Below are 12,248 nucleotides of genomic sequence, written 5' to 3' on the forward strand. Positions count from 1 at the left end.
GATCAAATTAAGCTATTTTAGCCCCATAAATAAATTCATTATGAAATTCTTAGGAAACGTTTTAGCAGTTATTGTAGGCTTGGTTATTTTCAGTATCCTCAGTTTTCTGCTGTTTTTTGGACTGATTGGCATCATTGCAGCCTCGGGAGAAAAAGAAGTCAAGGTTCAGGAAAACACCATCCTTCACCTGAATCTCAATGGCAGGACTTTAGTGGAACGAACATCTGAAGATGACCTCAACTTTGGACCTTTGGAGAATCCTTTCGGCGGGGCTCTTCAAGCAGGAATGGTTAATTTGAAGAAGGCTATACGTGAAGCTAAAACCAATGAAAATATCCAAGGAATTTACCTGAATTCAGGATTAGTCATGGCTGGCCAAGCCAATTTATTGGAGCTTCGGGAGGAGTTGGAAAGCTTTAAGGAATCTGGAAAATTTATCGTTGCTTATGATGAAGCCTATTCGGAAGGCGGTTATTTCCTGGCTTCTGTTGCAGATGAGGTTTATCTGAACCCCATGGGGGCAGTTGATTTTAATGGCTTGGCCTCAGAGGTAATTTTCTTAAAAGGCTTTTTCGAAAAAGTTGGAATCGAGCCGATTGTGTTTCGGGTAGGTGAATTCAAAAGTGCAGTAGAGCCCTTTATTCTCGACAAAATGAGTCCTGAAAATCGCTTACAAACTGAATTCTTTTTGGAAGATATCAATCAAAACATGATTCAGGCTGTAGCAGAATCCCGTCAAGTTTCTCTAGACAGCATGCAACTCATCAATGATCAAATGTTGGTTAGAAGGGCCCAGGATGCTGTGGATTTCCACCTAGTAGACAAGCTGACTTACGAAGATGAAGTTCATGCCATTCTTAGAGAAAAACTAGGATTGGGTGAGGATGATGATATACGAACAATCAATGCAACGAATTTAGGTTCAGTAGCAAAAAGTGAAAACCTAACTTCAAGAAACCGAATTGCGGTGATTATCGCTGAGGGTGAAATCGTAAGCGGAAATGCAGACGGAGTAATCAGCTCTGATAAATTTGCCAAAGAAATCCGAAAAGCAAGAAAGGATGATAATATCAAAGCCATTGTTCTTCGAGTGAATTCTCCAGGCGGATCCATTTTAGCATCTGAGGTTATTTGGAGAGAAATGAATGAGGCTAAGAAAGCAAAACCAGTCATCGTTTCAATGGGAGAAGTTGCTGCATCGGGGGGATATTACATTTCTGCACCAGCTGACACCATTGTTGCACAACCTAATACCATCACAGGATCAATCGGAATTTTTGGACTTTGGTTTAATGTGCAGGAACTCATCAATGATAAGTTGGGAGTAACAACTGATGTGGTTTCTACGGGTGAACTTTCTGATTTTATGAATGTAGCACGTCCTCTGACGGAAGTAGAAAGAACCATCATGCAAAACTCGATTGAAGAGGGATATGACACCTTCATTTCCCGTGTTGCTGAAGGAAGGAACATGAGCCCTGAAGCCGTGAAAGAAGTAGCGTCGGGGAGAGTTTGGACAGGTAATCAAGCGAAAGAACGAGGACTAGTGGATGTTTTAGGAGGCTTGGACACAGCTATTGAAATTGCAGCTGGAAAAATTGATGCAGGAGATGACTTCCGAGTAATTTACTACCCGCAGCCAAAACCTTGGTTTGAAAAGTTGATGGATGATTTGTCAGACAATGTTCAAACCAAAATCCTTCAAGCCCGTTTGGGTGAACTCTATCCGGTTTATCAAAATTTGGAAAAGGTGAAAAACTATCAGGGTATACAAGCCCGAATGCCTCAGGAAATAAGAGTTAATTAATTTGATGTCACATTGAGCGGAGTCGAAATGTCCTTTTAATTAAAGAAAAGACTTCGACTTCGCTCAGTTTGACAAAATAAATTGAATGGAAACGCATTTATTAAACCTTTTGTAAAAGGACTAACCAAGCTTTTTTCACATCTCCCGCTTCAAGAATCTCCTGAGCGTAGCGATGCAAGTGATCAATCCAGCTTGCTCGATCATTTTGGAATCGAACACGCATTTCTTCAAGTACAGGGCTTTTTCCAAATGCTATCACTTCCTCCTCAGTAGGCAGGCTTTCTACATTACCTAATCTTCCCAAATTATTCCCCGTCAAAACCGGGCTAGTTCGAATTTCTTCAGGTATTTGATCTACCCCAATTCCCATTGTACTCAAAGGCTTGGGAATTTCGAATAGGCATGGACCATTTGTACGGGAATACCAATTCCCTCCCAATCTCGCCACGAGGTCCAGTTTATGAGGATCAATTATTCCTTTTTCATTGAGTATTTGTTCGTCCACATGGACACAAAGCACTTCACAAATCACCAAATTCCCGGACCCACCTCGATCTCCAAGTGCTTTTATTTCATTGACCTTGCACTCAAAAGAAACACGAGCCTCTTTAATTCGAGGGGGTTTAACATGAGTGGAAGGCACTGGTGTGAATCCTGCCTTCACAAATTCATCTACGCCTTTTGGATATTCGGTACTTGCTAAGGACATCTGCTCTACTATCCCATAATGAACGACATGAATGACCACTTCCGGGACTTCATGGACATTTTCCAAGGTATGTTTAGTAGTATTATCGCGTACCCGCCGGGATGGGGAAAAAATCAAAATAGGTGGATTAGTGCTGAATAAATTAAAAAAACTGAAAGGGCTCAAATTCACGTTTCCCTCCCCATCAATCGTACTGGCAAATGCAATTGGCCGTGGTGCAATACTTCCTTGCAATAAAGCATGAAACTCAGGAATGGGCAGATCTTTCGGGTAGATTGTCTTCATTAGCTTTTCTTTTCTTCAAATTAAAGGTCATTTTTAAATGATAAACAAAAAGAATCGCAATAGTTCCATGAAGAATCTCACAAATAGTCTCAAACTCGCTTTTTTTATTTTTTCAATTAGTGCATTTTGTTCCAATACATTTGCTCAAAGCCACCAAATAGCAACTTTCAATATCCGATGGGACAATCCCAATGATGAAGGAAACCTCTGGAAAGATAGACTACCTCATGTCGCTGCCTTGATTCAATTCCATCAAATTAGCCTTTTCGGCACACAAGAGGGGCTAAACCATCAAGTCAATCAGCTAAAAGAAGCTCTTGGCTATGATTATTTGGGTGTGGGAAGAGATGATGGTGCTGAAAAAGGTGAATACACAGCGATATTTTTTGATCCTGATCAGTTTAAGCTTGATGAGCAAGGAACTTTTTGGCTTTCCCCTACTCCTGAAACACCGAGTAAAGGCTGGGATGCAGCCCTAAATCGAATCTGTTCTTGGGGAAAATTTGAAGACTTGGAAGGAAATCAATTCTACGTGTTCAATATCCACTATGATCACATCGGACAGCAAGCCAGAGAAGAAAGCAGCAAATTAGTTGTTCAAAAAATAGATGAAATTAATTCCGAAAATCTCCCTGTGATTTTAATGGGAGACTTCAATGTTACTCCTGATAATCCTGCCTATACCACCATCACCCAATCCCCTGATTGGAAAGATGCTCGCTTGATTTCAACAATTCCCTCCTATGGACCAAGAGGAACTTTTACTGGATTCGATTGGGAAGTACTACCTGATGGAATCATCGATCATATTTTTATCAAAGGTGATATCCAAGTTTATCGTCATGGAGTTTTGAGCGATAATTATGGGAAGAAATATCCATCGGATCACTTTCCTGTGATGGTAGAAATTGGATTTTAGGAAAGTAAAATTAAAGTAAGAGGCCATCTCATAATTCATTTTTGTCACATTGAGCGTAGTCAAAATGTTGCATAGTAACAAAATCAGCTTCGACTTCGCTCAGCCTGACAAAAGATAGACTTTCGAGACGGCCTCTATTTTTTATGAATTCATCAATTCTTCAATTTCCTCCACTTCAATAGGAATATTCCGCATTAGGTCAAAATAGCCCTCTTCCTTAATGACAATATTATTTTCCAAGCGAACTCCCAAGCCCTCTTCTTGGATATAAATACCTGGTTCCACCGTAAAGACCATCCCCGTGGTAATTGGGTAATGCATTGTTCCCACATCATGCACATCAAGCCCCAAATGATGGGAAGTTCCATGCATAAAATATTTCTTGTAAGCTGGCCATTTAGGATCTTGATTTTTGATATCTGTTTGATCAATCAAACCCAAACCTAAAAGCTCTGACTGCATAATCAGACCAACTTCTTTATGGTAATCCTGAATAGTGACACCAGGTCTTAAAATATTCATCGCTTCTCGCTGAACGCGTAAAACCGAATTATAAACTGCCTTTTGCCTTTCAGTAAAGCGGCCATTGACAGGAATAGTCCGAGTCATATCGGCATTGTAATTTCCATATTCCGCTCCTACATCCATCAACAATAAATCACCAGCCTTGCAGACTTTATTGTTTTCGATATAGTGTAAAACACATGCTGCAGGACCCGAAGCGATGATTGGTTCGTAAGCAAAACCCTTACTTCTACTTCGTACAAATTCATGCAGATATTCAGCCTCAATCTCATACTCAGTTACACCAGGTTTTACGAAATTCAAAATTCTTCTAAATCCCTTCTCCGTGATATCACAAGCGACTTGCAATTGATCAATCTCCTCTTGCTCTTTAACGCCTCGAAGTTCATGCATGATAGGTGCCAAGCGCTCGTATTCATGGAGTGGATAGCGTTCCTTACAGGATTTGATAAAACGGGAATCTCGTGTCTCGACGACAACACCAGCACGGAGGTGCTCATTCGTATTAAGATAAACTCGCTCTGAAAGTGCCATCACCGAATTGAAAATCAAGTCAAAATCGGAAAGCCAATGGATATTTTTTATTCCCGAGGCTGCTTCAGCTTCCTCTTTGGTGTATTTATGCCCCTCCCAAATCGCAATATGCTCATTGGTTTCCCGCAGAAATAAAACCTCTCTCCAAGCTGGATTAGGACAATCCGGTGCAATCAGCAAAATAGTCTCCTCCTGATCAATTCCACAGAGATAAAACAAGTCATTGTTTTGCCGAAATTTCATGGTACCATCGGCATTGGTAGGCATAATATCATTGGAATTAAGAACCGCAACGGAGTTTTTCGCAAGTTTCTGTACTAGCTTAGCTCGGTTTCGGATGTAGAGTTCCGCAGGAAGTGGCGTATATTTCATATGCTTATTTTATTTTAAATTGAATCAAGTCCCGGTTAGAAAATTGTTTTCTTTGTATAACCAGAGATTGAAATTGAGATAATCTTCTCAGTATTCCAAAAGACTTTGGAAAGTTGATTTTTGGTAGGTAAAAAAACTATGCATCAAGTAAAAGAACTTGCCAATGGCATTCGAATCGTCCATCAGGAAGTCAGTCATACCCGATTGGTTCACTGTGGGTTTATTTTGAATATCGGTAGTCGAGACGAGACCAAAGAACAAGAAGGCCTAGCTCACTTTTGGGAGCACATGGCCTTCAAAGGTACCAAAAAGCGAAAGACTTTTCATATTCTGAACCGCCTTGAATCATTAGGTGGTGAACTGAATGCCTACACTACCAAAGAAAAAATCTGCTTTTATGCCTCAGTCTTGAAAGACCACTATTCCAAAGCAGCCGAATTGCTATATGACATTACTTTCAATTCTACTTTTCCTGCAAAAGAAATCGAAAAAGAGCGTCAGGTAATCTTGGAGGAAATGGCCATGTATAGAGATTCTCCGGATGATTCTATTCAAGATGAATTGGATGCCTTGGTCTTTGAAAATCATGCCTTAGGTAGAAATATTTTGGGAAATGAAGAAACTGTCGGACGTTTCACCCAGCAGGACTTTTTTGATTTTATCGCAAGTCGACTTGATACTTCCCAAATTGTGTTTTCTGTGGTCGGGAATATTTCCTTTTCCAAAGCAGTTAGAGCTATTGAGGGAATGCTGTCAGAAATCCCAACCAAGCGGGCTCTATATATCCGAAGTGGTTTTAAAGATTATCAGGCAAAAGCAGAACAGGTCAAGCGCGATATCACCCAATCCCTTTGTGGAATGGGAAGACCAGCCTATTCCCTACATGACCCAAAGCGGTACAAGCTTTTTCTTCTCAATAATATTCTTGGAGGTCCCAGCATGAATAGCCGACTAAACATGGCTCTTCGAGAAAAACATGGACTTGTTTATAGCATAGAATCCAGCTACCAGCCATTTTCAGATATTGGTTTCTTTGGGATATTTTTTGGCACAGAGGAAAAAACCCTTCCAAAAGCCAAAAAAATCGTCCGAAAAGAGCTCAATAGATTGCGAGAAAAAAAGTTAGGTACCCTACAGCTTCACATGGCAAAAGAACAAGCTATGGGTCAAATGGCAATGGCTGAAGAAAATTACGCAGCCTTGATGCTCGTATTTGGAAAAAGCTTAATTGACCATGGAAAAATTGATCCATTGGAAAGGATTTTTACTCAAATTCGACAGACTACAGCGGAAGAACTACTGGAAATAGCCAACGAGATTTTTGACCCCAACCAAATTACCGACCTGACTTATTTACCCAATTAAGCATGGAATTCATCGATCCAGAATTATTGGCCTATTGCGAAGCTCATACTAGCTCAGAAGACCCTATTCTTCAGAAAATAACCCGTGAAACTCAAGCCAAGGTTTTGATGCCTCGGATGCTTTCGGGTCCTCTTCAAGGAAAAATTTTGGAATTATTGGTCAAAATGCATCGCCCAAAAACTATTCTCGAAATAGGCACTTATACAGGCTATTCTGCTATTTGCCTTGCCAAAGGATTAGGTGAAAATGGAAGGCTCATTACTTTAGATATCAATGATGAATTGGAAGATCGCGTTCGGGGATTTTTTAAAGAAAGTGGATTGAGTGAAAAAATCGATTATCGGCTAGGAAATGCCCTAGATTTGATTCCTCAGTTGGAAGGGGAATTTGATTTTGTATTTATCGATGCAGATAAGGAAAATTACCTAGCGTATTATGAATTGGTGATTGACCGAGTACCTCCCGGGGGAATTATTCTTGCTGACAATGTACTTTGGTCAGGAAAAGTCCTTCCAAAAGGGAGAAAAAAACTAGACAAGGACACTGAAGCTATTTTAAAATTCAATCAATTTGTCCAAGAAGACCCCCGAGTAGAAAACTCATTAATTCCCATTCGGGATGGAATTATGATGGCAAGAAAGCTGTAATCGCAATTTAGGAATCATTTTTGCAACAGGGTGAAGCAATAAAATTCTTACCCTGAAAATGAAGATTATTTCCAGACTCGCTTTTTCAATTTTTCTTTTGGTTAGCCTTTTAGGGAAGGCTGTAGCCCAAATCCCCCAGGTTCCTGCTGAGATGGAATTTGCGGATATGATCATCCGTATCAATCCTCAGGCGCGACGAGAAATCCAACTTGATGTGGATGCCTTGTATCGAAGTCCCAAACATTTTCAGATAAAGCTGGATCGGGTCAGACTATACATGCCTTTTGTAGAGCGTGAATTTCAGGCAGTAGGCGTCCCTTTAGATTTGAAATATTTGGTCATTCAAGAAAGTGGCTTGATCGCAGATGCCGTCTCCACGTCTAATGCAGTTGGTTTTTGGCAGTTCAAGCAAGGAACAGCGGAAGAGGTCTTTCTTCAGGTAGATCGCCAAATTGATGATCGAAAAAATATCGTGAATTCTTCCCGTGGTGCTGCTTTATATCTTAAAAAACACAATGCCAGTTTTGACAACTGGATGTGCGCACTAGTATCCTATCAGATGGGTCTGGGTGGCGCAAAAGCCTATTTTGGCAATAAGTATAATGGAAAACGAGTTATAGATGTTGATCGGAATTCTCATTGGTACTTTAAGAAATTCCTCGCTCACAAAGTAGCTTTTGAGAATCAATTGACGGTCTTCACCAGTTCGGGAAATCCTAGACTAGTGGAAGTAAAAGTCCAAGGCCCAACTAGTCTCTCTGCCCTAGCACAAAAATACAAGGTTTCCGAAGACCATTTACAGGAAATGAACAAGTGGACTTCCAATGGTAAAATACCAGCTGGAAGAGCTTACTCGGTAGTATTTGTTAGCAATGATGAATTGGACTTCAAACCAGCTATTACTGAGAAAAATAAGCCAAGCAACACTAATACTGGTTCAAGTCCAAAATATAGTACAGCTAGTTCCTACCCTCGCATTGCAGGAAATACCAGCAAGGCATCCCAACCTGATCAAATCACCGTCAATGAATTGGATGGGGTACAAGCTAACAAAACAACGACCCAGGCGACATTTGCCGATCAAATTGGAATCAAAGAGAAAAAATTCCGTCGTTTGAATGACTTGGAGTCAGGAGAGCGAATTGAAGCTGGAGAATATTATTATACCGAAAAGAAGAAGACGAAAGCCGAAGTCGCTACACACATCGTCCAACCAGGCGAAACCCTTTGGAGCATTTCCCAAAAATACGGAATTAAGCTATCTGCTTTGAAAGCAAAAAACCGGATTCGCAGAGATCAGGATTTGAAAGCAGGGATGGTATTAAACCTTCAAGAACATAGAAAGCGAGGAGAAGAAATTCCTATTGTACCTATCCAACCCGGAAAAAGGGATGTGGTAGCAAAGAATACTCCCCAAGCAAATCCAAGTAGAACAGAACAAGTAACGTCCTCCAATCGTCCGGTTTCTAGCAATGGAAATAGCATTACCCACGTAGTTTCTCCAGGAGACACCCTCTATGGAATCAGCAGAAAATATGGGGTTTCGGTAGAACAACTGAAAGATTGGAATCGTATTGGCAACCAAAACATCATTAGTGTGGGGCAGAAATTAACTATCTTCAAGCCCTGATTTCAGCCTGTTTAATAATCCTATGAGCAGATTTCTATTTTTTGTAGGCCTTATTTTCATGGGGCTTGGGGGAAAGCTACTCGCCCAAGACAGGCAGATTATTCCTGACACTGTGTTGATCAATGGAGACACCTTGCTCATGTTGGGAGACTCCTTGTTGATTGAGGAGCCGGTAAAGGAAATATTTTGGAAAACGGGGGGAAATTACAATCTCAATATTCAACAGGTAACACTTAGCAATTGGGCTGCTGGGGGAGCTTCCTCCTTTGCCTTGAATTCAGGGGTTTCGCTTTTTGCCAACTACAAAAAGGACAAAAAGGTCTGGGATACGCAGCTGACCATCAATTTGGGTTTTAACCGGCAATCTGATCGAGATTATCAGACCCGAAAGACCAATGACAATTTTGTGTTTGTCAGTAATTATGGTCGGGAACTTTCGGAGGTCTATTACTTATCTACCCAAATTGATGCAAGAACTCAACTATTGGAAGGATTTAAATATTCAAGACCTTCCGGAAGTGAGAATGACATTCGAACAAAGATTTCCGACTTACTTTCTCCGGGTTATGTCCAATCCTCTACTGGATTGAATTATCGGAAATCCTACGAGGATGGTAGTAAAATTTCAGTGATTCTTTCTCCTTTTACAGGGCGATTCACCATTGTCATGAATGATTCTTTGAGTAATGCCGGGGCCTTTGGTGTAACTCCAGGAGAGAATGTTCGGGCTGAGGCGGGTATGTCGCTTGCCACCTCCATCAATGGGTTCCAACTAATGGAAAACATAACTTGGAAGGCTGATTTGAATCTTTTCTCGAATTACGAGCGGTTTGGAAATCTTGTGGTCAACTTCAATTCGGTCATTCGAATGAAAGTCAACAAATATATTTCCACCCGAATTGAAACAGCCATCATTTATGACGAGGAGGTGTTTATCAAACAGGATAACGGAACCTCTAAACAGGCAGTTCAACTCCAAAATTTGGTCAACTTCGGCATATCGCTGGATTTTTAGAAGTCTGTATCTAGCTCAAATTTCTTTGCCAACTCCATCAAAGCAGGGTGCTTTTTGATTAGGAAATTCATTTTATCCCGATCGGTATATAACTTTTGATGGGTTTCTTGAATTTCCTCTTTTACCTCCAAATGAACAGAAAAGGAATTAGCTCCGGTTAATTTTCGAACTAAACCAACCAAATCCGGCTTCATTTTTTCAGCAATTTCTTCCTGCACTGAACCAATCACTTCAATCACCAAATCTCCACCTTTGACTTTTATCGGTTGTTGAAGAATTGCTAATTCCAGATTTTTACCAAGATTTTTGAAATGCGTTAAAATCTCTGGAAGATTCTTTTCCAATAATTCCTGAGTAAAGGACTGAACCGAAGTAGTAGGAATCAGCTCCACCGGAGCTTCTTCTTTTTTGGTTTCTGGCTTAGGAGTAGTTTCCTCCTTCTTAAGAAACTTCTTTGCCTGCCCTAAATTGGTTGGGACAGAAATTGTCCTTTGAACAGGAGTAGTTTTGGTGTGGATTTCGGTGGAAGCTGGAGTCTTTTCCGTTTGCTGAGATGTTGACTCAGATTTTAGATTTTTTTTTTTGACTCCTCCACAGCAAGTGCAGCTAATTGGAGAGCAGATGGAATCTTGGCCATTTTCATCAAAGCCAATTCCACATGCAAGCGCTGATTTTTGCTGGCTTTATAATGAATATCACATTGATTAGCCAGATTAAGTGCAGAAAGTAAAAAGGATTGACTTGCCTGTCTGGACTGCTCCAAATATCGGGCTTTTACCTCATCGGATACTTCCATCAAGTCTATGGTACTTTCATCCTGAGATACTAGCAAGTCCCTAAAATGCTCAGAAAGGCCAACAATGAAATTATGTCCATCGAACCCGTTTCTGAGGATTTCATCAAAAATCAACAGGCTTTGTGAAATATCTCCAGCCAATAAGGCGTCTACTACCTTGAAATAATAGTCGTAATCAAGAATATGCAGATTGGAAATTGTCTCTTGATAAGTAACCTTTTTGCCTGCTGAATAGGTAACAATCAAGTCAAAAATAGAAAGGGCATCCCGAAGTGCTCCATCAGCTTTGGCTGCTATCAAACGAAGCGCCTCCTCCTCATAATCAACATTTTCTTGGCTGGCAATGTATTGCAAGTGCTCTGCAATATGCTTCACCTGTATCCGATTGAAATCAAAGATTTGACATCGGGAGAGAATGGTTGGAAGGATTTTGTGCTTTTCGGTGGTAGCCAAAATAAAAATCGCATATTTCGGTGGCTCTTCCAGTGTCTTCAAAAAGGCATTGAAGGCACTAGCTGAGAGCATGTGAACCTCATCAATGATATAAACTTTATATTGGCCTTTTTGAGGGGCATATCGTACTTGCTCTACCAAATTCCGAATATCATCCACGGAGTTATTTGAAGCAGCATCGAGCTCGTAAATATTAAAGGAAGCGTTATTTTGGAAGGAAACGCATGACTCGCAAGTACCGCAGGCCTCCTGATCTTCTCCCCGATTTTCACAATTGATGGTTTTTGCTAAAATACGGGCACAGGTGGTTTTCCCTACACCTCGAGGACCACAAAACAAGAAAGCTTGAGCTAAGTGATTGTTTTTGATTGCATTCTGAAGCGTAGTGGTGATATGCTGCTGCCCTACTACACTTTTGAAATTATCAGGTCTGTATTTACGTGCCGAAACGACAAAATTTTCCATCGCTGCAAGATATAAAAATCTCTTTGATTGGGGTGAAAATTGAAAGATTGAAAAATTAGAAAATTGGAAGAATTCGGTTGGAGGGTGGTAAAGTTGTAAAGTTGGAAGGTGACAAAGTAGAAAGGTTTATGTCCTTACAATAAGAATTCCTATAGATTTTGTCCCATTCTTTTTTCTTTTTGCTTGCTACTAGATACTTGATTCTTTCCTGTTGTCAGGAACCAAATTTGATTTACTTTTGTCTTCCCATTGAAATGGGGCTGACCGGTTTTGACAGTAAGTGTAAAGATCGGGCTCGCATGCAGGCTGGAGTATGTACGGCCTTAAAAGATTCATACGAATCATAAATGGCGAAACTTCTTACGCCATGGCTGCCTAATCTAACCTCAAGAGGATAGATCGCTTAAAGGGTTGAGTTACAAGAGTAATTCCCCGGCCACATCTCACCGTCTGTTGTCTGATCTGGGCGGATTCGAGGTGTCGATTTGATCGGGCTGCGGCTTGTGATGCGATTAAGCAAGCTTAAGTTTTAGTCGCTAAGCCAGACTCAGGTGTGTCACCCAGCATAGTCTGGTCGAAAACCCAATCGGTGACTAAGCATGTAGACGGTACGGTGTTTCCTTATCTGGACGCGAGTTCGAATCTCGCCAGCTCCACTTGGAAAAATAAACACCCTGTAAGATTCAACTTACAGGGTTTTGTTTTTTTAACTCTAATAACGAATAA

At 40.7% G+C, this 12,248-nt stretch carries 10 protein-coding genes and 1 other RNA gene; 7 read left to right on the plus strand and 4 right to left on the minus strand.

Translation table 11 applies throughout. The features are described from left to right. Positions 1-40 precede the first annotated feature (40 nt). Positions 41-1,807, plus strand: a complete 1,767-nt coding sequence (sppA, locus tag E4S40_RS13405; RefSeq protein ID WP_135075057.1) for a signal peptide peptidase SppA — start codon at positions 41-43, stop codon at positions 1,805-1,807. Between the two features lie 100 nt (positions 1,808-1,907). Here sppA and E4S40_RS13410 read toward each other — a convergent pair whose 3' ends face one another. Continuing rightward, the gene (locus tag E4S40_RS13410) at positions 1,908-2,801 is read right to left on the minus strand and encodes a flavin reductase family protein (protein ID WP_135075060.1); all 894 of its coding nucleotides are present in this window, start codon (positions 2,799-2,801) and stop codon (positions 1,908-1,910) included. 67 nt (positions 2,802-2,868) lie between these two features. Here E4S40_RS13410 and E4S40_RS13415 point away from each other — a divergent pair, with 67 nt between their 5' ends. Further along, the gene (locus E4S40_RS13415; protein WP_135075063.1) at positions 2,869-3,720 is read left to right on the plus strand and encodes an endonuclease/exonuclease/phosphatase family protein; all 852 of its coding nucleotides are present in this window, start codon (positions 2,869-2,871) and stop codon (positions 3,718-3,720) included. Positions 3,721-3,861: 141 nt separating this feature from the next. Here E4S40_RS13415 and E4S40_RS13420 read toward each other — a convergent pair whose 3' ends face one another. Next, the gene (locus tag E4S40_RS13420; protein ID WP_135075066.1) at positions 3,862-5,151 is read right to left on the minus strand and encodes an aminopeptidase P family protein; all 1,290 of its coding nucleotides are present in this window, start codon (positions 5,149-5,151) and stop codon (positions 3,862-3,864) included. A gap of 138 nt (positions 5,152-5,289) precedes the next feature. On the opposite strand from E4S40_RS13420, the gene E4S40_RS13425 reads away from it, so the two are divergent. Genes E4S40_RS13425 through E4S40_RS13440 form a run of 4 tightly spaced genes read left to right on the plus strand, consistent with a single transcriptional unit; the run spans position 5,290 to position 9,808 of the window. Continuing rightward, positions 5,290-6,516 carry a M16 family metallopeptidase gene (locus E4S40_RS13425; RefSeq protein WP_135075069.1) on the plus strand — a complete coding sequence of 409 codons (1,227 nt, stop codon included), beginning with the start codon at positions 5,290-5,292 and terminating at the stop codon, positions 6,514-6,516. Positions 6,517-6,518: 2 nt separating this feature from the next. Continuing rightward, a complete protein-coding gene (locus E4S40_RS13430) occupies positions 6,519-7,163 on the plus strand; it encodes an O-methyltransferase (protein WP_135075072.1) in 645 nt (214 codons plus the stop codon). 58 nt (positions 7,164-7,221) lie between these two features. Beyond that, a complete protein-coding gene (locus E4S40_RS13435; RefSeq protein ID WP_135075075.1) occupies positions 7,222-8,793 on the plus strand; it encodes a LysM peptidoglycan-binding domain-containing protein in 1,572 nt (523 codons plus the stop codon). A 22-nt stretch (positions 8,794-8,815) separates the two neighbouring features. Then, a complete protein-coding gene (locus tag E4S40_RS13440; RefSeq protein ID WP_135075078.1) occupies positions 8,816-9,808 on the plus strand; it encodes a DUF3078 domain-containing protein in 993 nt (330 codons plus the stop codon). Here the strand turns inward: E4S40_RS13440 and E4S40_RS13445 are convergent. Together E4S40_RS13445 and E4S40_RS13450 are read right to left on the minus strand one after the other, a co-directional pair. After that, positions 9,805-10,200: a hypothetical protein gene (locus E4S40_RS13445; RefSeq protein WP_135075081.1), complete on the minus strand. Its 396-nt coding sequence runs from the start codon at positions 10,198-10,200 to the stop codon at positions 9,805-9,807. The genes E4S40_RS13440 and E4S40_RS13445 overlap by 4 nt on opposite strands. A gap of 176 nt (positions 10,201-10,376) precedes the next feature. After that, positions 10,377-11,522, minus strand: a complete 1,146-nt coding sequence (locus E4S40_RS13450; RefSeq protein ID WP_135075084.1) for a DNA polymerase III subunit gamma/tau — start codon at positions 11,520-11,522, stop codon at positions 10,377-10,379. A gap of 256 nt (positions 11,523-11,778) precedes the next feature. Here E4S40_RS13450 and ssrA point away from each other — a divergent pair. Further along, positions 11,779-12,181: a transfer-messenger RNA gene (ssrA, locus tag E4S40_RS13455) on the plus strand. The last annotated feature ends 67 nt before the right edge of the window (positions 12,182-12,248 follow it).

Origin of the sequence: Algoriphagus kandeliae (assembly GCF_004571135.1) — a bacterium.
GTDB lineage: Bacteria > Bacteroidota > Bacteroidia > Cytophagales > Cyclobacteriaceae > Algoriphagus > Algoriphagus kandeliae.